Source organism: Amycolatopsis alba DSM 44262 (assembly GCF_000384215.1).
Taxonomy (GTDB): Bacteria; Actinomycetota; Actinomycetes; order Mycobacteriales; family Pseudonocardiaceae; genus Amycolatopsis; species Amycolatopsis alba.
The window spans coordinates 1,512,827-1,538,091 of sequence record NZ_KB913032.1; the positions used below are offsets into that span (position 1 = coordinate 1,512,827).

Sequence of the window (25,265 nt, forward strand, 5' to 3'; positions counted from 1 at the left end):
GTGTCCGTGGTCGGATCGTGCCGGGATGGCGTCTCGGGGGTAGGCCAGTCAGGTCTTCGCGGGCCGTCTTCGCCACCCTGCGTCACTCCTTTCCGCGAAACCGTCGAGTTCCAGTTCGGGCAGCAGCGAGCGGACACGCTCGACCGGAACGCCGGATTCGGCCGCGATCCTTTCCACCGGGCGCGGCGACCGCTCGGACAGCGCGTCGTGCACTCGCAGCGCCTCCGGGCCGAGCCTGTCGGTGTGGCGGCGCGGTTTCGACGGATCCGTGCCCGGCTGCCCCAGCCGCCCGGCGGTCTCGAGGATCTCGTCGACGGAGGTCACCAGCGTGGCCTCGCCTTCGCGGATCAGCGCGTGGCAGCCGGCGGACATCCCCGACGACACCGGTCCCGGCATCGCCATCACGACCTTGCCCAGCGCCCCTGCCGTACCGGCGGTGTTCCGCGCGCCGCTGCGCCTGCCCGCCTCGACCACGACCGTCCCTTCCGTGAGCGCTGCGATGAGCCTGTTCCGGACGAGGAAGCGGTGCCTCGCGGGCGAGGTACCCGGCGGGTACTCGCTGACCACCGCGCCGGTTTTCCCGATGATGCGCAGCAAGGTCGTGTGCTGCGCCGGGTACCCGGCGTCGATCCCGCAGCCGAGCAGCGCGACCGTCGTGCCGTCCGCGCTCAGCGCACCCCGGTGGGCAGCGCCGTCGATGCCGTACGCCGCCCCCGAGAACACCGGGATCCCTCGGCTCGCCAGGTGATATCCCAGCTCGGCCGCGTTGTGCTCGCCGTACTCGGTCGCCGCGCGGGCGCCGACGATCGCGATCGCCTGGTCGACCGCCTCGTCGAGCCTGGCCGGACCGCGTACCCACAGGGCAAGCGGAGGCGCCGCGCCGGAAACGCCCCTGCCCTGGGCGACGGCCAGCGAGAGCAACGGCCAAGCAGGCCATTCGCCGTCTTCCGGGATGACGAGCCTGGTCTCGGTGGCGGCGGCCCGCTCAAGATCCCGCTCGGCGTAGTCGTGCGCTCGCCGGGCGGCCGTCTCGTCACGCACCTTCGGCGGGCAATCCGCCCGCGACACCCGCTCCGCGGCGACGACCGGGCCGTGTTCGCCGACGAAGCCGACCAAGGCGGGCGCCGGGGGTTCGGCCACGCGCAGAAGGTACGACCGCGCGATCCGTTCGGCTTCGAGTTCACTCATCCGGATGACCTCTCTCGGAAGTCCAAGGCCGCCGCCACCTCGTCCGCCTCCGGCTTGCCTGCCCCTCTCAGATCGGCGAGCGTCCAGGCGATGCGGAGGCAGCGGTCCGCGCCGCGCGCGGTGATCGCGCCTCGCTCCAGCGCGCGGTCCAGCAACGCCGTGGCCCGCGCTGGCAGGGCGAACTCGCGGCGCAGCGCCGGGCCGGGCACCTCCGCGTTCGTCGGCCAGCCATGGTCCACCCAGCGTTTCGCGGCTCGCTCACGCGCTTCCAGCACCCGTTCCCGGACGGCCGCCGTCGCTTCGGGTGCCTCGCTCAGGTGCGCGCTGAGCGCGGAAAGCGGGCGCAACCGAACCCGCAGATCCACCCGATCGAGTAGTGGCCCGGACAGTCGGCCCAAGTACCGCCGTCGCGCGGACGCCGAGCAGATGCAATCGGCGTCCTTCGCCGGGGCGCAAGGACAAGGATTGGTCGCCAGCACCAGTTGAAAGCGTGCCGGGTACCGCACGGCCCCCTTGACCCTCGCGATCCGCACCTCGCCCTCTTCGAGGACAGTGCGCAGCGACTCCAGCCGTTCCGGGCCGAATTCGCAGACCTCGTCGAGGAAGAGGATGCCGCGGTGCGCCCGGCTGATGGCGCCGGGAACGGCAAGGCCGCTGCCACCGCCGATCAGGGCGGGCACGCTGATCGAATGGTGCGGCGAGACGAACGGCGGCACGGTGACCAGTGGCTCGGTCCGGGAGAGCGAACCGTCGATCGAATGAACGGCGGTGACCTGCAACGACTCTTCGGCTGTCAGCCGTGGGAGGAGTCCGGGGAGGCGTTTCGCGAGCATCGTCTTGCCCACCCCTGGAGGACCCGTCATGAGCAGGTGATGCCCGCCCGCAGCGGCCACCTCCAGTGCCCACCGCGCATCCGGCTGTCCCACGACGTCGGCGAGGTCCGGTACCGACGTCGGCTCCTGGGCGGCGAACGGCTCGGGCTTGGCGAGTTCGCCTTCACCCTTGAGCCAGTCCACGAAATCGCTCAGCCGGGCAACGCCGCCGACCTCCAGTCCGTCCACGAGAGCGGCTTCGAACAACGACTCGGCGGGCACGACGGCCCGGCGGTACCCGGCGTTGCGCGCCGCCAGCAGTCCCGGCAGGACGCCGCGGACGGCCCGGACCCGGCCGTCGAGGGCGAGTTCGCCGAGCAGCACGGTGTGCAGCAGCTTGGTGGCCGGAACCGACCCCGTCGCGGCCAGTACCGCCGCCGCGATGCCCAGGTCGTAGCCGGAACCCACCTTCGGCAGGTTCGCCGGTGAAAGGCCGAGGATCACCCTCTCGTCCGGCCACTGCTGCCCTGAATTGCGGACGGCGGAGCGGACCCTGTCCTTGGCCTCTTTCAGCCCGGTGTCGGGCAGCCCGACCATCGTCACCTTCGGCGACCCGCCGCCGATGTCGGCCTCGATCTCGATCATCCGGCCGTCGACACCGAGCAGCGCGACGGACCAGGCTTTCGCCAGCGCCATTCAGAACGCCGCCTTGATGTGCCGCACGCGCGGCCGGGCGTCGGACCGGGCGACGATCGCGATGATGTCGTAGCGGACCGGGCACCAGCGGAGCATGAACGTGCGCTGCCACTGGTGCGCGAGACGGCGGATGCGGTCCGCCTTGGCCGGGGTCACCGCCTCGGCGGGACTGCCGAAGCCCAGCCCCGACCTTGTCTTGACCTCGCAGAACACGAGGCGCTTCCGGTCGGTCGCGACCAGGTCCAGCTCACCGTCACGGCAACGCCAGTTGCGGCTCAGGACGACGTAGCCCGTCTTCTCCAGATGCCGGACCGCGAGTTCTTCCCCCCACCTGCCCAGCTCGGCAGGCGATGCCCCGGCGGACGGCTGTTCGGCCGTGCTCATCATCTCGATCCCCCTCAGCGATCATCACAGTGCGTGTGCGATCAACGCTGCCAGGGTGACCGGCCGCCGGACAGGGCCGATTCGTCAGCCTGTGGATAACTGGGGTGTTGTGGATAACTCGAGCGCCCCACAAGTACGTGAAGGCCCCCTTCACTGCGTCTGGCGCAGTGAAGGGGGCCTTCACGTACTTACGAAGATCAGCCTGAGAACGGACCGTCCTCAGGCAGGCGAAGATCGGGTTTGTCGAGTTCCTCGACGTTGACGTCCTTGAACGTGATGACCCGGACATGCTTGACGAACCTGGCGGGCCGGTACATGTCCCAGACCCACGCGTCGGACATCCGGACCTCGAAGTACACCTCACCGCCGCCGTCGCGCACCTGCACGTCGACGGCGTTGGCCAGATAGAACCGCCGCTCGGTCTCCACCACGTACGAGAACTGGCCGACTATGTCGCGATACTCGCGGTAAAGCGAGAGCTCCATCTCGGTCTCGTACTTCTCGAGATCCTCTGCGCTCATGAAATCCGCGCCCCTCCTCGCGATTCTGCTGCTACTCCAGCGGCGGAGCGTTCATTGTTACCCACGTACGGGCCCAGGGCACGTATCGGCACGCTCGGGTTTTCCAGTGCCGCGACGGTCAGCACCACCGGGTGAGGCGGACGGGCCCGGTGCGCGGCGGCCGCGGTGGCCACATTGGCGTACGACCAGCGATGAACCGGGCTCGGACCGTGCGCGGTCAGCGCCGCGCTGTGGTCGGTGGTGCTGTACCCCTTGTGCACGTCGAAGCCGTACTGCGGGTGGACGTCGTGCAGGTCGCCCATGATCCGGTCCCGCGTGACCTTGGCCAGCACGGACGCCGCCGCCACACACGCGACGGCCTTGTCCCCCTTGATCACCGGAACGCTCGGGGCGGGCAGCCCCGACACCCGGAATCCGTCGGTCAGGACGTAGCCCGGCGTGTTCCGCAACGCCGAGACAGCACGTCGCATGCCTTCGAGATTCATGACGTGGATGCCGAACAGGTCGACCTCGGCCGCCGGGATGACGATGACCGCGTAGTCGACGGCACGCTGGACGACCCTGTCGTAGACCCGGTCGCGGGCCTTGGCCGTGAGCACCTTCGAGTCGGTGAGCTCGGGCAGCCGGGCGGCGTCGCCGGGACGCAGGACGCAAGCGGCCACGACGAGCGGGCCGGCGCAAGCGCCGCGCCCTGCCTCGTCGACTCCGGCGACGGGCCCGAGGCCCCGCCGGTCCAGCGCGCCTTGCAACCCCCAGAAGAGGTCGCCGCGCACCACTGCCCGCGGCGGCCGAAGCGGATCGGCCGGTGTGAGCGGTACAGGAACTCTCAAGGCCTTACCGCCTCCGGTCGACCGCCTTGCGGACTCCGGACGACATCCGCCTGCCGAGGAACACCACGGGCCACGCCGCGGCGATGCCGACGCCCAGGGGAAGCCCCTGCTGCCAGGCCGGCGCACCGAGTGCCAGGGGCTGCGCGTTCGCCTGCGGGTTGTGGTCCGAAACGCCACCCCAGCGGCCGGGCGGCAGCACGATGATGCGCGCCTTGCCGATGATGTTGTCGACCGGCACGGCGCCGTTGACGCCGCCGTTGCCCTGGAACCGGGAGTCGCTCGAGTTGTTGCGGTTGTCGCCCATCATCCAGACGTATCCGGCGGGCACCTTGACCGGCTCGAACGTCTTCTCGGTGGGCGCCATGCCCTCTTCCCAGTGGACGTAGGGCTCGTCGAGCGCCTTGCCGTCCACGACGACCCGGTTGTTGTCGCAGCACTGCACCGTCTGGCCGCCGACCGCGATGATCCGCTTGACGAAGTCGCGCTCGTCCGGCGGCGCGAACCCGATCAGCGAACCGAGCGCGCGGAAGCCGGTGACGAAGATGTTGCTGGACTCCGGCGTCTCGATCTCGCCGACCCAGGCGGGCGGGCCCTTGAAGACCACCACGTCGCCGGGGCTCGGATCGGTGAAGTCGTACGTGATCCGGTCGACCAGGATCCGGTCGCCCGTGCACCCCGCGCAGCCGTGCAGGGTGGTCTCCATGGATCCCGAGGGGATCATGTAGACCTTGGCGAGGAACTGCTGGATCAAGATCGTCAGCACGAGTGCGACGACGATCAGGATCGGCAGTTCCTTCCAGAACGACCGCTTCTTGTTGACCTTGCCGAATTTCTTGGAGCCGGATCGGCCCCGCCGGGAGGCCCTGGTGGGGCGCTCCTCATCGGGGCGATCGGGCTCGTCTTCGGAGGTGTTCTGGGACACGGGTTCGACCACGACGCCAGGTTACCTGTAACCGAGTGGCTACCTACTTGGAGGAGGTCGTCTCGCGGTTCTCGCGGCGCTCCTTGATCTTGGCGGCCTTGCCGCGAAGCTCACGGAGGTAGTACAGCTTCGCCCGGCGGACGTCGCCGCGCTTGAAGACCTCGACCTCGGCGATGTTCGGCGAGTGCACCGGGAAGGTGCGCTCCACGCCGATGCCGAACGACACCTTGCGGACCGTGAAGGTCTCGCGGATGCCGCCGCCCTGGCGACGCAGCACGACGCCCTGGAAGATCTGGTTACGCTCGCGGTTGCCCTCGATGACGCGGACGTGAACCTTGAGCGTGTCGCCCGGTCGGAAGTCCGGGATGTCGGAACGCAGTGACTGCGCGTCCAGCGCGTCCAGGGTGTTCATCGGTGGTCCGTCCTCGTCTTCGTATGGCTTACGTGCAGCTTGGGCGCGCAGTGTCGGGCACTGCGACCTACCCAGGGGGCTGATGGCGTTCCGGCCGACATCGCGGCCTTGCGATTCACCTGAGGTGAACGTCAAGTTTCGCGCGTCTGCTCACGCCAACCTGTCAAGTATTGCAGACCAGGACTCAGGTGGTTGACCCGGCCTGGCCGGTGCCCTCGTCCAAGCGGTCGAGGACCTTGAGATCGTGCTTGTCGAGACTACCTTCCGGCAGCAGGCCGATCAGTTCGGGCCTGCGCTGGACCGTCCGCTCCAGTGCCTGGTCGCGGCGCCAACGGTCGATGAGCGCGTGGTTGCCCGATCTCAGGACGTCCGGCACGGCCAGCTCTCGCCAGACCTCCGGCCGCGTGTAGCTGGGGCCTTCGAGCAGGCCATCGGAGAAGGAGTCCTCCTCGGCGGAGCGGGCGTTGCCGAGGACCCCCGGCAGCAGCCGGACGACGGCTTCGACCATCACCAGTACCGCGGCCTCGCCGCCGACCAGCACGTAGTCGCCGATCGAGACTTCGTCGACGGGCATCCGTTTCGCGGCGTCGTCGATCACCCGCTGGTCGATACCCTCGTAGCGGCCGCAGGCGAACACCAGGTGCTCCTCGGCGGCGTACTGGTGGGCCATGGCCTGGGTGAACGGGCGCCCGGCGGGGGTGGGGACCACGAGGCGGGTGTTCTCGCCGCAGACGTCGTCCAGGGCGGGGCCCCAGATCTGCGGTTTCATCACCATGCCGGGTCCGCCGCCGTACGGCGCGTCGTCGACCGCGCGGTGGACGTCGTGCGTCCAGTTACGCAGGTCGTGCACGCCGACCTCGATGAGGCCGCGGTCGATCGCGCGGCCGAGCAGCGCGGCGCGGAGCGGGTCGAGGTATTCGGGGAAGATCGTGACTACGTCGAGGCGCATCAGGCGTCCAGCAGGCCTTCCGGCGGGTCGAGGACCACGCGGCCGCCCGCGACGTCGACGGCCGGGACGATCGCCTTCACGAACGGCACCAGCACCTCGCGTCCGTCGTGTTCGATCGACAGCAGTTCCCCGGCGGGTGAATGCACGATTTCGAGCACCTTGCCGACGAGCGTTCCGTCGGCGAGTTCGGCCCGCAGGCCTTCGAGTTCGTGGTCGTAGAACTCGTCGGGGTCTTCGGTCGGCGGCAGCGTCGAGGTGTCGGCGATCAGGAGCGCACCGCGAAGGGTCTCCGCGACGTCCCTGGTCAGCACCTCTTCGAAACGCACCAGCAGCCGCCCGCTGTGTTCGCGGGCGGCTGCGATGGTGAGGTTCCTGCTGCTGCCGTCACGCAGCTTCGTCGTGACGGCCGAACCGACCGCGAACCGCTGTTCCGGCGAGTCCGTGCGCACGTCCACCGCGAGTTCCCCGCGGATTCCGTGCGCCTTGGCGATACGGCCGACTACGACGTCCATTCCCGATCTGTCTCTGTCCTTGGTCAGCGATCGGTGTCGACGACGTCCACGCGGACGCCGCGGCCACCGATGCCGCCCATGACGGTGCGCAGGGCGGTCGCGGTACGACCGCCCCGGCCGATCACCTTGCCGAGATCGTCGGGGTGCACGTGCACCTCGAGCGTGCGGCCACGGCGTGTGGTCAGCAGCTCGACCCGGACCTCGTCCGGGTTGTCGACGATCCCGCGCACCAGGTGCTCGAGGGAGTCAGCGAGGAAGCTCACGCCTCGGCCTTGTCACCCTCGGCGGCCTCGGCCTTGTCGGCTTCGGCCTTCTTCGGGGCGGACTTCTTCTTCGGCGTGGTGGCCTCGGCGGAGGCCGAGTCACCGGCGGCGGCGAGCGCGGCGTTGAACAGGTCCTGCTTCGACGGCTTCGGCTCGGCGACCTTCAGGGTGCCCTCGGCGCCCGGCAGGCCCTTGAACTTCTGCCAGTCACCGGTGATCTCGAGGATGCGCTGGACCGGCTCGGTCGGCTGGGCGCCGACGGACAGCCAGTGCTGGGCCCGCTCGGTGTCGACCTCGATGAAGCTCGGCTCTTCCTTCGGGTGGTACTTGCCGATCGTCTCGATGGCCTTGCCATCACGGCGGGTGCGCGCGTCGGCGACGATGATGCGGTAGTACGGCGCACGGATCTTGCCGAGACGCTGAAGCTTGATCTTGACGGCCACGGGTGTGGGTACTCCTCAGTTCTCTCTGATGCATGTGGAAGGCGTACGAGAGCCGAGTGGGGAACGGCTACGCACACCCGAAGGTCCGAAGCTCGGGCGCGGTGAGAGGGTCCGGCCAAAGCAGGCAAGCGTACATTCTGCCAGACGACGGCGAGACGTCAGAAAGCGGCTATCCCGAGCGACGCGAGCAGGATCGTCACGGCCGGGAGGAAGTTGTTCACCTGGTGGGCGACCACGCTGCCGAGCAATCGCCCGGTGAACACCCTGGCCAGTCCGATCGGGATCGCGATCACCAGCAGCAGCGTGGTGCGCAGCGGTTCGAGGTGGCTCGCCGCGAAAACAGCCGTGGAGACCAGGAACGCCGCGATCCTCCCCCAGCGTTCGGTGCGCCAGGTCAGCCGCTCGACCGCGCCCCACAGCAGGCCGCGGTAGATGATCTCCTCGCAGATCGGCCCGACCAGCCACAGGTAGATGAACATCACGATGGCCGCCGAGACCGACATCCGCCGGTCTTCGACCAGCGCGCTGATCGCCGAGGTGGCGTTCTCGTTGCCCACCACCTGCGTCCAGGCCCACGCGGCGAGCGAGGTGAACCCGAGCCCGAGCACGCCGAGTTTGAGGCCGACCTTGACGTCGGCCCAGCTCCAGCCGATCCGCAGGTCGATGACCGGGCCGTTGCCACGCACGCGGGTGATCAGCAGCGCGACCCCGGCGGCGATCATCGTCGGCACCATCGTGCCCAGCAGCACCATGCGCATCGGCAGGGGCTGACCGGGCTGGACGTCACCGAGCAGGACGCTGATGAACGCTGCCGACGCCAGCAGGACCGCCTCCACGAGGAGGAAGGCCCCGAATCCCCAGCGATGCGGCGGTGGCGTGTCGGGCGCGGCCACCTCACCTCCGGCAGCGAGTTCGTCCGGCGGCGCGGCCTCGGGGATCGGCTCCCTGGGCTGAGATACGGTCACGCCGATCCTCCGGTGATCGTTCGGTTACTCACAGACTCTAACCGCCTCAGGCGGCGATCACCTCGCCGCGAAGAGCAATACAGCCGGTGGGAGGTTGTTGGCCGCGTGCGCGATGACCGCCGCGCTCACCCGGCCGGACAGATAGCGGGCGAGGCCGATGGCGATGCCCTGGCCGAACAGCGCGATCGTGCGCGCGGCCTCCCCGTGCAACTGGGCGAACATCAGCGCGGTGACCAGCAGGATCACCCACGACGGCAGGCGGTGGAAGCCCATGGCGTTCCACAGCGTGCCGCGGAAGAGCAGCTCTTCGGTGACCGGGGCGGCGAGGACGACGATGACCGCGGCCAGCACCAGCCAAACGGTGTCGCCGTCGGCGGTTCCGGACAGTTCGGTGAGCGGGCTCGGCGAGACGTCGGAGAAGGTCCTGTCCTCGCCGTCCGTCCCGTAGACGGCGAGCAGGAGCAGGTTGAGGAGGTAGCCGGCGGCGAGCGCGGCCGCTCCGCAGGCGACCCCGATCCGGACGTCACGCCAGGTGGGCTTGAGCCCGAAGTCCTCGCGGAGCCCTTTCCCCCAGACGCGGGAGCCGATCGCGGGGCCGAGACCGAGGACGAGGGTCGGCAGGAAAGCGAGGATCAGCAGCGGGCCGACGTCACGGAGTTCGAGAGGGTCGTAGCCGTCGAAGCGGCCTGACATCACGAAGCTCATGACGAGCGTGACGAGGTGGTACCCGGCGATGCCCGCGAAGAACGCTACGAACCCCCAGTGCGCTCCGAGCACCAGACGCTCACGAGCCTGCCCGTCGTCCACCACGCCTCCACGCTAAGTGCCGCTCCGGTCACAGGTGGAGTCGGGTCAGGCGTAGATCTTGCCACGCAGCACGATATGACTCGGATGGCGCAGCACCGCGAGGTCTTCACGCGGATCCTCGGGGTAGACAAGGAGATCCGCCGAAGCGCCGTCGACGATCCCTGGCACGCCGAGCCATTCGCGCGCCGCCCACGAAGCCGACGCCAGAGCCTGCTCCGCGGACATGCCCGCCTTGTGCAGCGCCTCGATCTCGTCGACGAGCCTGCCGTGCTCGACCATGCCGCCCGCGTCGCTTCCGGCGTACACCTGGACGCCGGCCTCGATCGCCGTCGAGACCATGTCGCCGACGCCCGCGTGCAACGCCCGCATGTGGTCGGCGTAGACCGGGTATTTGCCCGCCTTGTCGGCGATGCCGGGGAAGTTCTCGATGTTGATCAGGGTCGGCACGAGCGCGATCCCGCGGTCGGCGAGAACGCCCAGCTGATCCGGGGAGAGTTCCGTGCCGTGTTCGAGGCAGTCGATGCCCGCGTCGATCAAGCCCGGCAACGCGTCCTGGCCGAATACGTGCGCCGTCACCTTGGCGCCCTCGGCGTGCGCGATGGCAATGGCCTCGGCGAGGACGTCTTCGGGCCATAGGGGCGCGAGGTCGCCGACACCGCGGTCGATCCAGTCGCCGACGAGCTTGACCCAGCCGTCGCCGTCACGGGCCTGCTCGGCGACCGCTTTCGGCAGCTCGGAAGGATCTTCGAGGTCGATGCCGAGGTTGGGGATGTAGCGCTTGCGCAGGGCGAGATGCCGTCCGGCGCGGATGATCCGCGGCAGGTCGGCGCGCTCCTGCAGCGGCCGGACGTCGATCGGCAGTCCGCAGTCGCGGATCAGCAGCGTCCCGGCGTCGCGATCGGTGATCGTCTGCGCGGCGGCCTCCTCGAGCGTGGTCGGGCCACCGACCCCGATCCCTGGATGGCAATGCGCGTCGACCAGGCCAGGAACGAGAAAGCCTTCACGGACAACGGTTTCCGCTCCGGCGACCGGTTCGGTCGTGATCCGGCCGCCGGTGACCCACAGCTCGCGGTGCTCGCCGTCCGGCAGGACGATCCCCGCCAGATGCAGAGCCTCCACGGCTACTTGTCCTTCGGGAACTTGAACTTCGTGGGGTCGAACCCCGGTACGTCGTTCATGCCGCCGAGCTGGGACAGGTCGGGCATTCCGCCGCCGCCGGGCATCCCGCCGCCGGGGGGAAGCATCGGCATGCCGCCGGGGAAGCCGCCGCGGACCTTGGGCTGCGTCGGACCGCGCCCCTTGCCCTTCTTCCCCTTCTTGCCCTTGCGGTTCTTGCTGCCGCCGCCTCCGCCGCCGAAGCCGAAGCGGCCCGCCATCTGCGCCATCATCTTGCGCGCTTCGAAGAACCGGTTGACCAGGTCGTTGACGTCGCGGACGGCGACACCCGACCCCTTCGAGATCCGGACGCGGCGCGACGCGTTGATGATCTTCGGATCCGCCCGCTCGGCGGGGGTCATGCCGCGGATGATCGCCTGCAGCTTGTCGAGCTGCTTGTCGTCGACCTGCGCGAGCTGGTCCTTCATCTGCCCGGCGCCGGGCAGCATGCCGAGCAGGTTGCCGATCGGGCCCATCTTCCGGACCGCGAGCATCTGCTCGAGGAAGTCTTCGAGGGTGAGCTGGCCGCTGCCGAGCTTGGCCGCGGTCTGCTCGGCCTTCTCCTGGTCGAAATGCTGTTCGGCCTGCTCGATGAGGCTGAGCATGTCGCCCATGCCGAGGATCCGGCTGGCCATCCGGTCCGGGTGGAAGAGGTCGAAGTCCTCGAGCTTCTCACCGTTCGACGCGAACAGGATCGGCTGGCCGGTGACCTGGCGGACCGACAGCGCGGCACCACCGCGGGCGTCACCGTCGAGCTTGGTGAGCACGACACCGGTGAAGCCGACGCCGTCGCGGAACGCCTCGGCCGTGGTGACCGCGTCCTGGCCGATCATCGCGTCGACGACGAACAGCGTCTCGTCCGGCGAGACGGCGTCGCGGATGTCCGCGGCCTGCTTCATCAGCTCTTCGTCGACACCGAGACGGCCGGCGGTGTCGACCAGGACGATGTCGTGCTGGGCGCGCTTGGCCTCGTCGATGGCGCGGCGGGCGACGTCGACCGGGTCGCCGACCCCGTTGCCGGGTTCCGGCGCGAACGTGGCGACCCCGGCCCGCTCGCCGACGACCTGCAGCTGCGTGACCGCGTTGGGGCGCTGGAGGTCACAGGCGACCAGCATCGGCGCGTGGCCCTGCTTCTTCAGCCACATCGCGAGCTTGCCCGCGAGGGTGGTCTTACCGGCACCCTGCAGACCCGCGAGCATGATGACCGTCGGCGGGTTCTTCGCGAACGTGAGCCGCCTGGTCTCGCCGCCGAGGATGGTGACGAGTTCCTCGTTGACGATCTTGATGACCTGCTGCGCCGGGTTCAGCGCGCCGTGCACCTCGGCGCCCTTGGCGCGTTCCTTGATCCGGGCGATGAAGTCCTTGACCACCGACAGCGCGACATCCGCCTCGAGCAGCGCGATACGGATCTCGCGCGCGGTGGCGTCGATGTCGGCGTCGGAGAGCCTGCCCTTGCGAGACAGGGTCTGCAGGGCGGACGTGAGCCGATCGGAGAGGGTGTCGAACACGGGTGTGCACGCTCCAGCTGGGTCGTTGTGGCTCGCCGGTACGAACCGGCGGCTTCCCAGGGTAGTCGGTGTCCGGGGCCGGCGTCTGAGGCGGTTGCGGACGGGCCCGCCTATCCGGATTCCCCGGCGAGGTCTTCTGCCGCGCCCTTCCCCGCCTCGGTGGTGCGCCGCAGGAAGTCGGCGATCAGGTCCAGTTCGGCTTCGCTGTAGCCGGCGCAGAGGTCGTCCATCCTCGAATTCATCCCGGCGAGGTGCCGGTACATCTCACCGTCACGGTCGCCGGTCACCGAGACGACGACAGCCCGGCGGTCCGTCGCGTCCGCCGGGCGATCACGGGTGACCCATCCCGCGCGCTGCAACCGGTCCAGCACCCCGGTCATCGTCGCGGGATGCAGGCCTGCGTGCTTCGCCAGCGCGCTCGGGCTCAGCGGGCCGTTCAGGTTGAGCAGTTCGAGACAGTCGAAGTCCACCGGTTTGAGCGCGACCTTGGCGCTGACCTGGTGGTTGAAGAGCGCGAGCTGGTTGTTCAGCTCTCGCAACCCCTCTTTGATCACCGCGACCTTCCGGCGCCAGGACCTGCCGCCAGGTGTTACGGAATTCATATAATCTCGTTTCCATGCTCATAAGTGATACGGTTTTCATATTGTATGGCACTCATCGAGGAGGACGCCGTGTACCTGATCACCGGAGTGAGCGGCACCGTCGGGCGGCCGCTGATCGACAGCCTCGTCGGGGCGGGCGCCCGCGTACGCGCCCTGACCCGCGACGCCAAGTCCGCGGCTGAATGGCCTTCGGGAGTCGAAGTCGTCGAAGGGGACCCATCGCTTCCCGAAACCGTCGCACCCTTCCTGACAGGCGTCACCGGCGTCTTCCTGCATTCGCGAGCCGCGGCCGCCGCACCCGCCGGACTGCTCGCCCTGGCCAAGGAGCACGGCGTGCGGCGAGTGGTCGCGTTGTCCGCCACCAACGTCGACGAACCGGCGGAGCACCAGCCGTCACGTTTCCAGGGCGACCGGAACAAGGAGGTCGAACAGGCCGCCATGGACAGCGGACTGGACTGGGTGAGCGTGCGGGCTTCCTTCTTCGCGGCCAACACCCGGCTGACGTGGGCGGGCCAGATCAGTGCCGGTGATGACGTCTTCGGCCCGTTCCCGGACTTCGCCGAAGCGCCGCTGCACGAACGGGACCTGGCCGAGGTGGTGGCCCGCGCCCTGCTGACCGACGGGTTCACCGGCCGGAAACTCGAGGTGACCGGCGCACGTTCGCTCACCCACGCGGAAATGGTCGAGGTGATCGGCACCGTTCTCGGCAGAACCCTGCGGTACCGGGAGATTCCGGCGGACTCGGCCGCGGCGGCCATGATCGCGCGAGGCTTTCCCGAAGCCTTCGTCGAGGCGTTGATGAACAGATACCGGAGGCTTTCCGGACAGCCCGGCCTCGTCACAGACGGAGTGGCGGAAGTGCTCGGGCGCCCGCCGCGGAGCTACGCGGACTGGGTCGCGGACAACGCCGCGGCGTTCCGGGTCTGACGCGAAACAGGGCTCCGGGACCGGTCGCCCCTCGCAGACCGGTACCGGAGCCCCTACGGAAGGCTCACCTCCCCGCGAGCCGACCGTAAGCACACTTGGCGAGCCGCACGGGATTTCGTATCGCCGGACCCCCAGTACCGGGCGATTCGCTTCCCGCGCTCTCTCCTCGCGATGGCATAACAATGCCCGGTCACCGTGGAGTCACGGGAGCGTGAAGACCCTCAACTGTCCCTGGGTAGAACTACTCAACTGGTCTTGGCCGACGACGAAGCCCGCTTCGCCCGCGTCCGCGCCTGGCGCGCCTTGTCGGCCGCCTTCTTGGCCTTTTCGACAGGGGCACGGTCGGCCTCGACAGCGCTCTGCTGCAAGGCCGCCAGCAGCCGCGTCACGCCATCGGCCTGCTCGGCGGCGGTCGGCTGGAGGACGTCGTCCCCGTCCAGTTTGGCCTGGATGAGCGCTTCGAGCGCTTCCCGGTAGTGATCGGTGTAGCGGCCGGGGTCGAAGTCCTGTGTGAGGTCTTCGATGAGCGAGACGGCGTTCCGCAGTTCCCCGCGGCGCAGGTCGACGTCCTCGTGCAGGAACGGGAAATCGGGCCGCCGGACCTCGTCGGGCCACAGCATCGTCTCGAGCAGGATCACCTGGTCCCGCACGCGCAGCGCGCCCAGCGTCTCACGCTGCCGCAGCGTCACCTTCACGATCGCGATCCGACCGGACTGCTGCAGCGCCTCGCTCAGCAGCACGTACGGCTTGGTGCCCGACGGCTCCGGTTCGAGGTAGTAAGTGCGTGCGAAGTACGTCGGGTCGACCTGCTCGGCCGGGGTGAACCCGACGACGTCCATCGACTGGGTGGTCGGCCCGAGCAGCGACGCGAAGTCGCGGCCGGTCAGGAGGACGACGTCGCCGTTGGGCACGGGGTGTCCCTTGGCGATCTCGGCCGCGGGCACCTCGGCACCGTCGACCTCGCAGACCCACTTCACCCGCACCCGGCCGCCGTCCGGCTCGTGCACCTGGTGGAGGGGGACGGTGCGCTCTTCGGTCGCGCTGTACGCCTTCACCGGGATGGCGTAGGTCCCGAATCCGATCGTGCCCTTCCACACCGCCCGCATGGCCCACCTCCGCCCGATCAGCGTAACCACGCGCCGAAGCGGCGGAACAGCTACAAACGGGTGTCAGGGGCGACCGATTCGCTCACACATTCGAATGACGGCCGTGATTCGGCGAGCGCGTCGGCCGAACAGCCGACAGCGGTGGCGGCCGCTCGGAGTACTTCCGCGACCACCTCGACGTCGACCATCGGGGCGGTGGACAGCGCGCCCTCGCCGCCCACTTCGACCCGGCCCGCCATGCCTTCGAGCGCGATGGCCAGCGCCTGCTGGCCCGCGACGAGATGCCGGACGACCTTGAGCAGTTCGGGTACCGTCGCGGCGGTCCCGGACGCGGTCAGCGAGACGGCGAGGTCGTCCGCGCACGCCTGGAAATGAGAGGCGACGACGGTCGGCGGCAGTGTGATCCGGTGTGGTCCTGGCGAGTTCTGCCCGTGATCGAGCACGCGCTCACCGCCCTCCGGATCCGTCGGGTTTCGACCGCGCACATCCTGCCACCGTCACCCTCCGCTCTTCGCGCGACACCCCGGACCGGGCGAGAAGGCGTCACGAAGCGGCCGCCAGCAGCGCGGCTTCGATCTTCGACCGCCACGCCTGGTCGACCCGGCCTGTCCGCGGCGCGACGGCGAACGAGTCGACGACGGCGCCGCCGAGGGTGGCCACCTTCGCCCAGCGCACCTCGGCCTCGCACCGGCGCAGCGCGCCCGCGACCCGGTACAGCAGCCCGATCCGGTTCGCGGCCCGCAGTTCGACCACGACCGTGTCCCGCCCGCTGGTCTCGTCGTCGAACCAGATCACCTTCGCGTTCGCCGTGGGAGTCTCGCCGTAGTCCCGTTCCTTCGCCGCGAGCCGCTGGGTGAGCGGCATCGTCCCGGCCACGGCCCGCGCGAACTGCTCGCGCAGCAACGTGACGTCGGGCAGCGAGCCGAACTTCGGTGACGCCGTGAACACCCCCGCCCGTCCCCCGTCGTGCCCGCGCAGCACCGCCGCGTGGACTTCCAAGGAGTTCAGGGCGAGCACCCCGGCGGCGGGCGCCAGCAGTTCGGCGCGGGCCGGTACCGCGAGCACCACAGTCACGATCTTGCCGACGGCGGTGATCCGCACTTCCCCGCGGCCGGACGCGACGGCTTCGGCGACGAGCTCCCGCTGTTCGGCGCCCATCGGCTCCGGTGGCACGAAACCCTTGCCGTGCAACGCTTCCTCGCAACCCGACACGAGTTCGGCGAGCAGGCGGGCCTTCCAGTCGGTCCACACGCCCGGCCCGGTGGCCAGCGAATCGGCCGTCGTCAGCGCGTGCAGCAGTTCCAGCAGGACCAGGTTCTCGTCGAGCGTTTTCGTCACGCGCTGGATCGTGGCCGGATCGCTGATGTCCCGCCGTGTCGCGGTATGCGGCAGCAGCAGGTGATGCCGGACCATCGCCGACACCAGCGCCACATCGCTTGACGGCAGCCCGAGCCGGGCCGCCACCTGGGCGCTGATCTTCGCGCCGAGTTCGGAATGGTCCGTGTCGCGGCCCTTGCCGATGTCGTGCAGCAGCGCGCCGATCAGCAACAGGTCCGGCCGCGAAACGGTGGTCGTCAGTTTCGACGCCTCGACGGCGGCGCGCACGAGATGCCTGTCGACGGTCCACGCGTGCACCGGCGACCTCGGCGGGAGATCCCGCACCGCACCCCATTCGGGGAACAGCCGCGCCCACAGGCCAGTGCGGTCGAGCGCCTCGACGGCGTCGACGAGGCCTTCGCCCGCGCCGAGCAGTTCCACCAGCGCCTTGAGGGCATCGGCCGGCCACGGCGCGCGCAGTTCCGGCGCGGTATCGGCGAGTGCCCGCAAAGTCCCGTGCGCGATGGGCTTCCGGATCCGCGCCGACGCCGCGGCGACCCGCAGCAGCAACGCCGGATCCTTGGCGGGCAGCGCGTCCCGCGCCAGCGCGACCTCGTTCCCGTGCAGGACGACACCTTCGTCCAGTGGCGTCCGCACGGGCCGCCGCCCGAACCTGGCCTTCGGTGGCTCCACAGTGGACCGGAGCGCCACGTCGACCGCGTACGCGATCGTCCGGCCGGCGCCGGAAAGCTTGCGCGCCAAGGTGAACCTGTCGCCGAACCCGAGTTCGGCCGCGACCGTCCCGGCCTCGGGCGCGCTGAGGATGTCCCGCTCCCGGCGCAGTTCCCGGCGCAACTCCGTCCGGACGTCGAGCAGCAGGCCCTTGGCCGCCAGCAGTTCCTCGCCTGGCCTCGCTGTCAGCTGTGCCGCCGCGAGCGCCTCCAGGACGGCGAAGTCGCGAAGCCCGCCTCGGCCGTGCTTGAGATCCGGCTCGGCGGACTGCGCGATCTCGCCACTGCGAGCCCAGCGCTGCCGCACCGCGTCCGACAGTTCGCCCATCCGTTTCCGGGCGGTCCGCCGCCACTGGTCCCGCGCCGCGGCCGCCAGCCTGGCGGTGATCTCGGCGTCCCCGGCGATGTGGCGGATGTCGAGCAGCCCCATCGCGGTCCGCAGGTCCTCGGACGCCACCTTCAGCGCCTCACCCGGCGTGCGGACCGAGTGATCGAGGCCGATTTTGGCGTCCCACAACGGATACCAGATGGCGTCGGCGATCTCGCCGACGCGAGAGTTGCCGTTGTGCAGCAACAACAGGTCGAGGTCGGAGAAGGGCACCAGCTCGCTGCGCCCGAGGCCACCGACGGCGGCCAGCGCGACACCGGGTTCAGCGGTGTCGACGCCGGCCGTCGCGGCGCCCTTTCCCAACCAGAATTCGTAGAGGTCGACGCACGCGGCCCGCAGTGCGGTCGCGCCCAGCCTCCCGTGCCTGCCCTCGAGCAAACGCTCGGTGGCCTTGACCAGCTCACCCCCGTCGGCCATCGTGGGCGCCTATAGCGCGTCCGAGCCGCGCTCGCCGGTGCGTACCCGGATGACCGTCTCCACCGGCGTCACCCAGATCTTGCCGTCACCGATCTTGCCGGTGTGGGCGGCGGTGGTGATCGCGTCGAGGACCTTCTCGACGTTGGAATCGTCGGTGACGACCTCGACCCTCAGCTTCGCCACGAAGTCGACGGAGTACTCCGCACCCCGGTAGACCTCGGTGTGGCCCTTCTGCCTGCCGTAGCCCTGTACCTCGCTGACCGTCATGCCGAGCACGCCCAGCTGTTCCAGCGCGGAGCGGACGTCGTCGAGCGTGAACGGCTTGACGATCGCGGTGATCAGCTTCATGCCTTGCTCTCCTCGAGTTTCGTGGCCGCGTTTCCGGTGGGCGCCTTGACCGGGATGCTGGTCGGCTGGCCGAGGCCGCCGCCCGATCCGGTGAAGTCGTACGCGCTCTCCGCGTGCTGGGCCTCATCGATACCACTGACCTCGTCCTCCGCGCTGACGCGGAACCCGCCGAGCTTCTTGATCACCCAGCCGATGACGAAGGTGAGCACGAACGAGTAGCCGAGGACCACGGCGGCCGCGAGGGCCTGCTTGCCGAGCTGGCCGAGGCCGCCGCCGTAGAACAGGCCGTCGACGCCGAGCGAGTTGACGCTGGTGGTGCCGAAGAAACCGATGAGCAGCGTACCGACGAGACCACCCACGAGGTGGACGCCGACGACGTCGAGGGAGTCGTCGAAACCGAAGCGGAACTTGAGACTGATCGCCAGGGCGCACAGCGCGCCGGCGATGAGCCCGATGGCGATCGCGCCCAGCGGGCTGACGAAACCGGCGGCCGGGGTGATCGCGACGAGACCCGCGACGGCACCGGAGGCGGCGCCGAGGGTGGTCGGCTTGCCGATCTTGATCTGCTCGACGACCAGCCAGCCGAGGATCGCGGCCGCGGTCGCGACGGTGGTGTTGGTGAACGCGACGGCGGCGAGGTCGTTGGCGGCCAGCGACGAACCGGCGTTGAAGCCGTACCAGCCGAACCACAGGAGCGCGGCGCCCAGGAGCACGAACGGCACGTTGTGCGGGCGTCCGGTGCCCTTCGGCCAGCCCTTGCGCTTGCCGAGCACGATCGCGAGCGCGAGACCCGCCGCGCCGGCGTTGATGTGGACCGCGGTACCGCCCGCGAAGTCGAGCGCCTTGAGCTGGTTGGCGATCCAGCCGCCGACCGAGTCGGCGCCGATGAAGCCGTCGAACGAGAACACCCAGTGCGCCACCGGGAAGTACACGATGGTCACCCACACCGCGACGAACAGCGTCCAGCCCCAGAACTTGGCGCGGTCGGCGATGGCACCGGAAATCAGCGCGGGCGTGATGATCGCGAACATCAGCTGGAACATCACGAAGGCGAACAGCGGCAGCCCGTCCGAGCCGGGCCAGGCGACCGCGGGAGCGGTGTCGGTCGCGGCGGTCGCGAACCCGGCGAGTTTGCCGGAAATGTTCGAGAGGCCGGCGAAGTCGAAGTTACCGAGCAGCCCTCCGCCCACGTCGTTGCCGAACGCCATCGTGAAGCCGTACAGCGTCCAGAGGACACCGACGACGGCCAGCGCGATGAAGTTCATCATCAACATGTTCAGAACGCTCTTCGCGCGGACCATGCCGCCGTAGAAGAACGCCAATCCCGGTGTCATGAGCATGACCAGCGCGGCGCTGATCAACACCCATGCGGTGTCTCCTGCGTTCAGCACAATCTTCCTCCCGTGCCTGGGGTGTACTGCGCAGGAATCCTTGGACCGGGGTGTTTCCTCGGGCGGCGATTCAGGTTTCACCCGCGTGAACTGTCGGTGCGGCGTTGTTACGTGCAGGTTTCCGGAGACCGGGTGCGTTCTGTCCGGTTGCGAAACGCCGTGGTCGAATATCCCCATGAGCGCGCGTGAGCACGGCAATGACCCACTGCCACCGGAGGTCGTCCGGTCGCTGCGGTGCTCGGTGTGCGGTGACCCGGTCGGGGCAGCCGATCGCACGGTGCGTTGCGGACGGGGCCACTCGTTCGACGTGGCGAAGCAGGGTTACGTCAATCTCCTGCACGCGCGCATACCGGCCGGTACGGCGGACACCGCGCCGATGGTCGCGGCTCGCGTCGACCTCCTCTCTTCGGGCGCCTATCGCCCTCTCGCCGACGCCCTCGCGAAGGTGGCTTCGGAGCACGTCGAGAACGGGCTGATCATCGACGCCGGCGCGGGCACGGGGTACTACCTCGCGCGCGTGCTCGACGCCGTCCCGGCCGCGTGTGGACTGGCGCTCGACGTCTCCGCCGTCGCCCTGCGCCGGGCCGCTCGCGCGCACGCGCGCGCGGGCGCGGCCGTGTGGAATCTGTGGGAACCCTGGCCTGTGGCGAGCTCGAGCGCGTCACTGATCCTCAACGTCTTCGCGCCCCGCAACGCCCCTCAGTTCCACCGCGTCCTGACCGCGGACGGGCTGCTGGTCGTCGCGACGCCGAACCCCGGTCACCTCCGGGAGCTGGGCGACCTGGTGATCTCCGTCGACGGCGGCAAGGACGCGCGGCTGGAGGAGACCCTGGGCGAGCGGTTCAGCCGGGTGGACCGGCTCGACGTCACCCAGCGGGTGACGTTGTCGCCCGCCCAGGTCCGCCAGGTCGTCGAGATGGGCCCGAGCGCGCACCATCTCCACCGTGAAGGACGCCGTGAACGACTCGACGCGATCACCGGGCCGGTGGACGTCACGACGTCGTTCAGCGTCACGCTGTACCGGCCGGTGCCCTGATGGAGGCGCCCGCGACCCTGCTCGCCGACGCCGCATGGGTCAGCGCCCGCATCGGCGGCGCCGCGAAGCTCTACGGCTGCTCCTCGCCCGAAGTACTCGGCACGATCTGGTGGTACTCGCTGTCTTCGGTCCTCGTCGCCCCCTCGGTGGAATCACTCGTGCGCGACAGCACGCCCCTGGACCCGTCGCTCGACGCCGTCACGATCGACCTCGTCCCGGACGGCCGCTTCACCGGCGCCCGATCGTCACGGCCACTCGACGGCGGCCTGGCCGAACTCGGCGAGGCCTTCGCCTCGACGCTGGGCACGGCGATCGGGACGATCTCGGCCGTCACGGGGGCGAATCCGCGCGCGCTGGGCGCGATCGCGACGGATTCGATCGGCAACCGCCTCTTGTGGACCGGCGACACCGAACGGGCGGTCGCGCTGGCGGCGCCGCTCGTGGCCGCGATCGGGCTCGGCATGCCGGAGCCGCGGTTCTCCAGGGTCGGGCGGAACACCGTGGTGCGCCGTGCTTCCTGCTGCCTGATCTACGAAGCAGGCAATCCGAAGTGCGCCAGTTGTCCCCGGCAGACGCCCGAGGAACGGGACCGCCGTCTTCGCGCGGCCCTCGGTTAGAACACCGCGGTCCGCCCCCTGACCAGGGCCGGGGGCGGCGCGTGAGAGGGTGGCGGTATGGCCAAACCGACGCCTCTGCAGCTCAGGAACATCGTCATGGCAGTGCTCATGGCGGGGGCCCTGGTGTGGAATCTGTCCATCAGCGGCGCTTGGTGGCTCACCGCGATCTTCTCGGTCGGTATCGTCCTTTCGCTGTTCTCCGCGTACCTGAACCGGCCCGGCGCTCAGCCCTGAGCGCCCTCGAAGCGCGAAGCGATCTCAGTGCGGCCTCGCTCGGAAAGGGCTCCGAAGAGACGTAGGCGCGCCATGCCGCCATCGGGATAGATGTCGAGACGGACTTCAGTCACCTCAGGTCCCGAAGCCAGGGCGAACCGATGCCGCGTGTCGGGCTGCAAGCGTGTCTTCGGCAGCAGCTCGACCCACTCGCCGTCGCCGTCCCGGCCGCTCAGCGCCGCCCAGCCGGGCGCGTTGCCCTTGAGGTTGCTGTTGTCGAACTCGGCGAACCGGACGACGCCCGCGCCTGCCAGCCGCACCGTGACCCAGTCGTTCCCGTCGTCCCGCCGCCGCGCCGTCTCCCAGCCCTCGGCCTGATGCGCGGCGAGCCCCGGCGAGAACAGGTTGTTGGGCGAGGAATAGAACATGTTGCTGCAGCCGGTGACCACCGCGCCGTTCTCCAGCGCCGCGAGGTCGAGCGCGCCGGGGTCGAGCAGGCGCGGATCCGGGATCGGCGTGCCGTGCACCCGCAGCCGGGCCACCCCGCCGTCCGGATGCATGGTCAGCCGGACGTGCGTGTAGCGCTTGCTCCCGCCGATTTCGAAGAAGTTCTCCGTGTGTCCCGCGGCCGCGCCACGTTTCACCAGCACGTCCCAGTCCGCTTCGGACAGTTCGGCCGCGTTGGGGTACCCCTCGACGGCGCACGCCTCGACGGAGACGAACGGCGGGTAGTTCCCCTTGAAGAACGCGGTGTCCACGATGACACCGGTGACAGCGCCCGCCAGGCCGAGCCGGACGACGGCCTGATCGTCACCGGGCTCGCGGTGCCGCCGGGTCTCCCAGCCGTCGTAGACCTGCCCCTTGGGCCCGAACGTCTCCGTCTGGTGCGCGGGAACCCACGGATTGACCAGGTTCTCCTTCTCGGCGAACAACTCGTCCGTCGCCCACATCACGGTCCCGCCGAACTTGCGCGAAGCCAGATCGGGCAGGGCTGTCCACTCAGGACGGTCGTTCACGGTCTCCTCCATCTCAGCAGTCACCCCGGCTCAGCAGAACGCCTGCCGGGTCTTCACCGGTGATCTCCTCGCCCCGCAACCACGTGCTCCGGACGACGCCCGCGAGCGGGCGCCCGTGATAGGCGCTGACCGGGTTGCGGTGCTTCAACTTCGCGACGTCGACGACGAAAGCCTCGTCGGGCGCGAACACGCTGAAGTCGGCGTCGTAGCCCGGCGCGAGGTGCCCCTTGCGCCGCATCCCCGCCTGCACGGCGGGGTGTTCCGCCATCCAGCGGACGACGTCGGTGAGCGCGAACCCGCGCTGCCGCGCCTGGGTCCAGACCGCGGGCAGGCCGAGCTGGAGCCCCGCGATCCCACCCCAGGCGAGCCCGAAATCGCCGCTGTCGAAGCGTTTCAGCTCCGGCGTGCACGGCGAATGGTCGGTCACCACACAGTCGATGACGCCGTCCGCGAGGCCTTGCCACAACAGTTCACGGTTCCCGGCCTCGCGGATCGGCGGGCAGCACTTGAACTGCGTCGCGCCGTCGCCGATCTCCTCCGCGGTGAAACTCAGGTAGTGCGGGCAGGTCTCGGCGGTCAGCCGGACACCGTCGCGCCGCGCGCTCTCGACCATAGGCAGCGCGTCCGAAGAGGACAGGTGCAGGATGTGCGCGCGGACGCCGGTCTTCCTGGCGAGCTCGATGACCTGCGCGATCGCCACGTTTTCAGCGCCACGCGGACGCGAGTGCAGGAAGTCTTCGTACTTCTCGCCGTGCGGGTCGGGCGCGTGGTCGATCGCGTCGGAGTCTTCCGCGTGCACGATGATCATGCCGTCGAAGGTCCGCAGTTCGGTCATCGCCTCTTCGAGCCCGCGCGCGTCCAGCGGCGGGAACTCGTCAACACCCGAATGCAGCAGGAAGGACTTGAAGCCGAACACCCCGGCCTCGTGCAGGCCGCGCAGATCCGCCAGATTGCCGGGGATCGCGCCACCCCAGAACCCGACGTCGACGTGCACGCGCCCCTCGGCGGTCTTGCGCTTCACCTCCAGCGACGCGACGTCGACCGTCGGCGGCAGGCTGTTCAGCGGCATGTCCACGATCGTGGTGACCCCGCCGGCCGCGGCCGCGCGGGTCGCCGAGGCGAAACCCTCCCATTCGGTGCGGCCGGGGTCGTTGACGTGCACATGCGTGTCCACGAGACCCGGCAGCAGGACGACGTCCTCGCCGAGTTCGAGTACCCGATCGCCGTCCAGCGCGGCTCCGGCGGGTTCCACCGCGACGATGCGGCCGTCGTCGACACCGATCGTCGCGGGTACCTCTCCGGCGGCCGTCACAGCTCGGGCGGCCTTGATCACCAAGTCCATAGATACTCCCAATTTCCACTGGGTGGAATCGAGGTTTCGCACTCCGACATTAACTCTGGCCACCGTGCTCGTCAATGAGCCTCAGCGGCGCTACCTTCGCTTGGTGCAGTTAGAAGCCGAGTTCACCAGCGAACCGTTCCACGGCGAGGGTCCGCCGCCCGAGCACGCCGTCAAAGCCCGCGACACCGCGGAGGACGCGGGCCTGTCCGCCGACTTCGGCCCGCTCGGCACCCTCGTCCGCGGCGACGCCGACACCCTGCTCGACGCGCTCCCGTCCATCGCCAGGGCGGCGCTGAACGGCGGCGCGACCCGCGTGACCCTCCAGCTCCGGCAGGTCGGCGACGACTCGGCCGAACCGCCCGTCGAACTGCACAGCGCGCTGGCCCGCCTCATCGGCGACGTCGAACGCGAACTCGGCGGCAAGCTCGACACCCTCGACCGCGCCGCCAAGCAGCGCGCGGTGCGGTTGCTCAAGGAACGCGGCGCGTTCGGCCTCCGCAAGTCGGTGTCGACCGTCGCCGAGGCACTGGGGGTCACGAGGTTCACGGTCTACAACTACCTCAACCGCGACCAAGACTGAAGAGCAGATTCAACAAAATGTTGACGGCGACGGAATCGTCGCCGTACCGTCAGCTCCCGTGCCGCTCACCATCCGAGAGTTCGACCAGGCTCCCGCACAGGACGTCCGGCCGGTGCTGACCGCCTGCCTCGACGTGCCGCGCTGGGTGGAAACCCTGCTGGCCAGGCGCCCCTTCGGCGATCTGGCCACCCTGCTCGCCGCGTCCGAGGCGCTCACCCCACTGCGCCCCGGCGAGGTCCGGCAGGCGATGGCCGCCCATCCCCGGATCGGGGAGAAAGCAGGCGGCGAAAGCACCGAAGCCGGCTGGTCGCGTTCGGAACAGTCCGGAGTGGACAGTGACACGGCGCGCGAGTTCGCCGCGGCCAACGCCGAATACGAGGCGGCGTTCGGGCATGTGTTCCTGGTCTGCGCGAGCGGCCGGAGCGGTGCCGAACTGCTGGAGAACCTGCGTTCGAGGCTTTCGAACGATCCGGAGAAGGAACTCGAAGTGGCCGGTCAAGAACTGGCCAAGATCGCCGCGCTGCGGCTGGAAAAGGCGGTGACGGCGTGAGCCTCGTGACCACCCACATCCTCGACACCGCGGCCGGGCGACCGGCGGCGGGCGTCGGGGTCCGGCTCGAAACCGGCGCGGGCGAACCCGTCGCCGAAGGCCGGACCGACGCCGACGGCCGGATCCGCGACCTCGGCCCGGAAACCCTGGAACCAGGCGTGTACCGGCTGACCTTCGACACCGGCGCCTACCTCGGCCCGGACTCCTTCTTCCCCGAAGTCACCCTGACCTTCCGCGTCGCCGACGGGACCGAGCACCACCACGTGCCGTTGCTGCTGAGCCCGTTCGCCTATTCCACCTATCGAGGGAGCTGATCG

General features: G+C 69.5%; 30 protein-coding genes. 7 read left to right on the forward strand and 23 right to left on the reverse strand.

The annotated features are described in order from the left end of the window. Nucleotides 1–48: 48 nt before the first annotated feature. The 16 genes from dprA to AMYAL_RS0107000 form a co-directional block, all read right to left on the reverse strand. Nucleotides 49–1,188: a DNA-processing protein DprA gene (gene dprA, locus AMYAL_RS0106925; protein ID WP_020630585.1), complete on the reverse strand. Its 1,140-nt coding sequence runs from the start codon at nucleotides 1,186–1,188 to the stop codon at nucleotides 49–51. Then, on the reverse strand, nucleotides 1,185–2,696 hold the full coding sequence (locus AMYAL_RS0106930; RefSeq protein ID WP_020630586.1) for a YifB family Mg chelatase-like AAA ATPase: 1,512 nt from the start codon (nucleotides 2,694–2,696) through the stop codon (nucleotides 1,185–1,187). Before AMYAL_RS0106930 ends, dprA begins: the two co-directional genes overlap by 4 nt. Then, nucleotides 2,697–3,083, reverse strand: coding sequence for a YraN family protein (locus AMYAL_RS0106935; RefSeq protein ID WP_020630587.1), 387 nt, complete (start codon nucleotides 3,081–3,083; stop codon nucleotides 2,697–2,699). Between the two features lie 194 nt (nucleotides 3,084–3,277). Further along, nucleotides 3,278–3,601 carry a DUF2469 domain-containing protein gene (locus tag AMYAL_RS0106940; RefSeq protein WP_003096226.1) on the reverse strand — a complete coding sequence of 108 codons (324 nt, stop codon included), beginning with the start codon at nucleotides 3,599–3,601 and terminating at the stop codon, nucleotides 3,278–3,280. Beyond that, nucleotides 3,598–4,377: a ribonuclease HII gene (locus tag AMYAL_RS0106945; protein ID WP_020630588.1), complete on the reverse strand. Its 780-nt coding sequence runs from the start codon at nucleotides 4,375–4,377 to the stop codon at nucleotides 3,598–3,600. The genes AMYAL_RS0106940 and AMYAL_RS0106945 overlap by 4 nt, the downstream gene beginning before the upstream one ends. Nucleotides 4,378–4,435: 58 nt before the next feature. Further along, nucleotides 4,436–5,365: a signal peptidase I gene (gene lepB / locus AMYAL_RS0106950; protein WP_020630589.1), complete on the reverse strand. Its 930-nt coding sequence runs from the start codon at nucleotides 5,363–5,365 to the stop codon at nucleotides 4,436–4,438. A 31-nt stretch (nucleotides 5,366–5,396) separates the two neighbouring features. Further along, nucleotides 5,397–5,765, reverse strand: a complete 369-nt coding sequence (gene rplS, locus AMYAL_RS0106955; protein ID WP_020630590.1) for a 50S ribosomal protein L19 — start codon at nucleotides 5,763–5,765, stop codon at nucleotides 5,397–5,399. A gap of 184 nt (nucleotides 5,766–5,949) precedes the next feature. Continuing rightward, a complete protein-coding gene (gene trmD / locus AMYAL_RS0106960) occupies nucleotides 5,950–6,714 on the reverse strand; it encodes a tRNA (guanosine(37)-N1)-methyltransferase TrmD (protein WP_020630591.1) in 765 nt (254 codons plus the stop codon). Beyond that, nucleotides 6,714–7,226: a ribosome maturation factor RimM gene (gene rimM, locus AMYAL_RS0106965; RefSeq protein ID WP_020630592.1), complete on the reverse strand. Its 513-nt coding sequence runs from the start codon at nucleotides 7,224–7,226 to the stop codon at nucleotides 6,714–6,716. Before rimM ends, trmD begins: the two co-directional genes overlap by 1 nt. A gap of 23 nt (nucleotides 7,227–7,249) precedes the next feature. Beyond that, complete coding sequence (locus AMYAL_RS0106970; protein WP_003103110.1) at nucleotides 7,250–7,489, reverse strand: RNA-binding protein; 240 nt, start codon at nucleotides 7,487–7,489, stop codon at nucleotides 7,250–7,252. After that, nucleotides 7,486–7,932, reverse strand: a complete 447-nt coding sequence (gene rpsP, locus AMYAL_RS0106975; protein WP_005154724.1) for a 30S ribosomal protein S16 — start codon at nucleotides 7,930–7,932, stop codon at nucleotides 7,486–7,488. Before rpsP ends, AMYAL_RS0106970 begins: the two co-directional genes overlap by 4 nt. Nucleotides 7,933–8,090: 158 nt before the next feature. Continuing rightward, nucleotides 8,091–8,897, reverse strand: coding sequence for a CPBP family intramembrane glutamic endopeptidase (locus AMYAL_RS0106980; protein ID WP_020630593.1), 807 nt, complete (start codon nucleotides 8,895–8,897; stop codon nucleotides 8,091–8,093). 57 nt (nucleotides 8,898–8,954) lie between these two features. Further along, nucleotides 8,955–9,704: a CPBP family intramembrane glutamic endopeptidase gene (locus AMYAL_RS0106985; RefSeq protein WP_020630594.1), complete on the reverse strand. Its 750-nt coding sequence runs from the start codon at nucleotides 9,702–9,704 to the stop codon at nucleotides 8,955–8,957. Between the two features lie 45 nt (nucleotides 9,705–9,749). Next, a complete protein-coding gene (locus AMYAL_RS0106990; protein WP_020630595.1) occupies nucleotides 9,750–10,823 on the reverse strand; it encodes an amidohydrolase family protein in 1,074 nt (357 codons plus the stop codon). Nucleotides 10,824–10,825: 2 nt separating this feature from the next. Continuing rightward, a complete protein-coding gene (gene ffh, locus AMYAL_RS0106995) occupies nucleotides 10,826–12,367 on the reverse strand; it encodes a signal recognition particle protein (protein WP_020630596.1) in 1,542 nt (513 codons plus the stop codon). A gap of 110 nt (nucleotides 12,368–12,477) precedes the next feature. Then, nucleotides 12,478–12,969, reverse strand: a complete 492-nt coding sequence (locus AMYAL_RS0107000; protein ID WP_026466816.1) for a MarR family winged helix-turn-helix transcriptional regulator — start codon at nucleotides 12,967–12,969, stop codon at nucleotides 12,478–12,480. Nucleotides 12,970–13,014: 45 nt separating this feature from the next. On the opposite strand from AMYAL_RS0107000, the gene AMYAL_RS0107005 reads away from it, so the two are divergent. After that, nucleotides 13,015–13,896, forward strand: a complete 882-nt coding sequence (locus AMYAL_RS0107005; protein ID WP_020630598.1) for an NAD(P)H-binding protein — start codon at nucleotides 13,015–13,017, stop codon at nucleotides 13,894–13,896. 245 nt (nucleotides 13,897–14,141) lie between these two features. On the opposite strand, the gene ku is transcribed toward AMYAL_RS0107005, so the two are convergent. The 5 genes from ku to AMYAL_RS0107030 are packed head-to-tail and all read right to left on the reverse strand — an operon-like array spanning nucleotide 14,142 to nucleotide 19,594. Beyond that, nucleotides 14,142–15,002, reverse strand: a complete 861-nt coding sequence (ku, locus tag AMYAL_RS0107010; protein ID WP_020630599.1) for a non-homologous end joining protein Ku — start codon at nucleotides 15,000–15,002, stop codon at nucleotides 14,142–14,144. A gap of 50 nt (nucleotides 15,003–15,052) precedes the next feature. Further along, nucleotides 15,053–15,487, reverse strand: a complete 435-nt coding sequence (locus AMYAL_RS0107015; protein ID WP_020630600.1) for a hypothetical protein — start codon at nucleotides 15,485–15,487, stop codon at nucleotides 15,053–15,055. Nucleotides 15,488–15,545: 58 nt separating this feature from the next. Beyond that, entirely contained in the window at nucleotides 15,546–17,855 is a 2,310-nt protein-coding gene (locus AMYAL_RS0107020; RefSeq protein ID WP_020630601.1) for a [protein-PII] uridylyltransferase, read from the reverse strand. Nucleotides 17,856–17,864: 9 nt separating this feature from the next. Then, nucleotides 17,865–18,203, reverse strand: coding sequence for a P-II family nitrogen regulator (locus AMYAL_RS0107025; protein WP_020630602.1), 339 nt, complete (start codon nucleotides 18,201–18,203; stop codon nucleotides 17,865–17,867). Next, nucleotides 18,200–19,594 (reverse strand): ammonium transporter, encoded by a 1,395-nt coding sequence (locus AMYAL_RS0107030; RefSeq protein WP_020630603.1) that lies wholly within the window; start codon nucleotides 19,592–19,594, stop codon nucleotides 18,200–18,202. The genes AMYAL_RS0107025 and AMYAL_RS0107030 overlap by 4 nt, the downstream gene beginning before the upstream one ends. Before the next feature lie 175 nt (nucleotides 19,595–19,769). Here AMYAL_RS0107030 and AMYAL_RS0107035 point away from each other — a divergent pair, with 175 nt between their 5' ends. From AMYAL_RS0107035 to AMYAL_RS49845, 3 genes are read left to right on the forward strand one after another with little or no spacing between them, the layout of a single operon-like run. Then, nucleotides 19,770–20,630, forward strand: coding sequence for a putative RNA methyltransferase (locus AMYAL_RS0107035; RefSeq protein WP_020630604.1), 861 nt, complete (start codon nucleotides 19,770–19,772; stop codon nucleotides 20,628–20,630). Beyond that, on the forward strand, nucleotides 20,630–21,247 hold the full coding sequence (locus tag AMYAL_RS0107040; RefSeq protein WP_020630605.1) for a (2Fe-2S)-binding protein: 618 nt from the start codon (nucleotides 20,630–20,632) through the stop codon (nucleotides 21,245–21,247). Before AMYAL_RS0107035 ends, AMYAL_RS0107040 begins: the two co-directional genes overlap by 1 nt. A gap of 57 nt (nucleotides 21,248–21,304) precedes the next feature. Next, nucleotides 21,305–21,481 (forward strand): hypothetical protein, encoded by a 177-nt coding sequence (locus AMYAL_RS49845; RefSeq protein ID WP_020630606.1) that lies wholly within the window; start codon nucleotides 21,305–21,307, stop codon nucleotides 21,479–21,481. Here the strand turns inward: AMYAL_RS49845 and alc are convergent. Together alc and allB are read right to left on the reverse strand one after the other, a co-directional pair. Further along, nucleotides 21,472–22,488, reverse strand: a complete 1,017-nt coding sequence (gene alc, locus AMYAL_RS0107050) for an allantoicase (protein WP_020630607.1) — start codon at nucleotides 22,486–22,488, stop codon at nucleotides 21,472–21,474. The genes AMYAL_RS49845 and alc overlap by 10 nt on opposite strands. Nucleotide 22,489: 1 nt before the next feature. Continuing rightward, nucleotides 22,490–23,818, reverse strand: coding sequence for an allantoinase AllB (gene allB / locus AMYAL_RS0107055; protein WP_020630608.1), 1,329 nt, complete (start codon nucleotides 23,816–23,818; stop codon nucleotides 22,490–22,492). Between the two features lie 103 nt (nucleotides 23,819–23,921). Between allB and AMYAL_RS0107060 the strand changes: the two genes are divergently transcribed. Genes AMYAL_RS0107060 through uraH form a run of 3 tightly spaced genes read left to right on the forward strand, consistent with a single transcriptional unit; the run spans nucleotide 23,922 to nucleotide 25,262 of the window. Further along, complete coding sequence (locus AMYAL_RS0107060; RefSeq protein ID WP_026466820.1) at nucleotides 23,922–24,398, forward strand: helix-turn-helix domain-containing protein; 477 nt, start codon at nucleotides 23,922–23,924, stop codon at nucleotides 24,396–24,398. Between the two features lie 58 nt (nucleotides 24,399–24,456). After that, nucleotides 24,457–24,948, forward strand: a complete 492-nt coding sequence (uraD, locus tag AMYAL_RS0107065) for a 2-oxo-4-hydroxy-4-carboxy-5-ureidoimidazoline decarboxylase (RefSeq protein ID WP_020630610.1) — start codon at nucleotides 24,457–24,459, stop codon at nucleotides 24,946–24,948. Beyond that, nucleotides 24,945–25,262 carry a hydroxyisourate hydrolase gene (gene uraH, locus AMYAL_RS0107070; protein ID WP_020630611.1) on the forward strand — a complete coding sequence of 106 codons (318 nt, stop codon included), beginning with the start codon at nucleotides 24,945–24,947 and terminating at the stop codon, nucleotides 25,260–25,262. The genes uraD and uraH overlap by 4 nt, the downstream gene beginning before the upstream one ends. Nucleotides 25,263–25,265 lie beyond the last annotated feature (3 nt).

Bases quoted from the DNA above. Each gene is read 5' to 3' on its own strand.
- dprA (WP_020630585.1), bottom strand. From the start codon at position 1,188: ATGAGTGAACTCGAAGCCGAACGGATCGCGCGGTCGTACCTTCTGCGC.
- AMYAL_RS0106930 (WP_020630586.1), bottom strand. From the start codon at position 2,696: ATGGCGCTGGCGAAAGCCTGGTCCGTCGCGCTGCTCGGTGTCGACGGC.
- AMYAL_RS0106935 (WP_020630587.1), bottom strand. From the start codon at position 3,083: ATGATGAGCACGGCCGAACAGCCGTCCGCCGGGGCATCGCCTGCCGAG.
- AMYAL_RS0106940 (WP_003096226.1), bottom strand. From the start codon at position 3,601: ATGAGCGCAGAGGATCTCGAGAAGTACGAGACCGAGATGGAGCTCTCG.
- rplS (WP_020630590.1), bottom strand. From the start codon at position 5,765: ATGAACACCCTGGACGCGCTGGACGCGCAGTCACTGCGTTCCGACATC.
- trmD (WP_020630591.1), bottom strand. From the start codon at position 6,714: ATGCGCCTCGACGTAGTCACGATCTTCCCCGAATACCTCGACCCGCTC.
- rimM (WP_020630592.1), bottom strand. From the start codon at position 7,226: ATGGACGTCGTAGTCGGCCGTATCGCCAAGGCGCACGGAATCCGCGGG.
- AMYAL_RS0107000 (WP_026466816.1), bottom strand. From the start codon at position 12,969: ATGAATTCCGTAACACCTGGCGGCAGGTCCTGGCGCCGGAAGGTCGCG.
- AMYAL_RS0107005 (WP_020630598.1), top strand. From the start codon at position 13,015: ATGGCACTCATCGAGGAGGACGCCGTGTACCTGATCACCGGAGTGAGC.
- ku (WP_020630599.1), bottom strand. From the start codon at position 15,002: ATGCGGGCGGTGTGGAAGGGCACGATCGGATTCGGGACCTACGCCATC.
- AMYAL_RS0107020 (WP_020630601.1), bottom strand. From the start codon at position 17,855: ATGGCCGACGGGGGTGAGCTGGTCAAGGCCACCGAGCGTTTGCTCGAG.
- AMYAL_RS0107025 (WP_020630602.1), bottom strand. From the start codon at position 18,203: ATGAAGCTGATCACCGCGATCGTCAAGCCGTTCACGCTCGACGACGTC.
- AMYAL_RS0107035 (WP_020630604.1), top strand. From the start codon at position 19,770: ATGAGCGCGCGTGAGCACGGCAATGACCCACTGCCACCGGAGGTCGTC.
- AMYAL_RS0107040 (WP_020630605.1), top strand. From the start codon at position 20,630: ATGGAGGCGCCCGCGACCCTGCTCGCCGACGCCGCATGGGTCAGCGCC.
- AMYAL_RS49845 (WP_020630606.1), top strand. From the start codon at position 21,305: ATGGCCAAACCGACGCCTCTGCAGCTCAGGAACATCGTCATGGCAGTG.
- alc (WP_020630607.1), bottom strand. From the start codon at position 22,488: ATGGAGGAGACCGTGAACGACCGTCCTGAGTGGACAGCCCTGCCCGAT.
- allB (WP_020630608.1), bottom strand. From the start codon at position 23,818: ATGGACTTGGTGATCAAGGCCGCCCGAGCTGTGACGGCCGCCGGAGAG.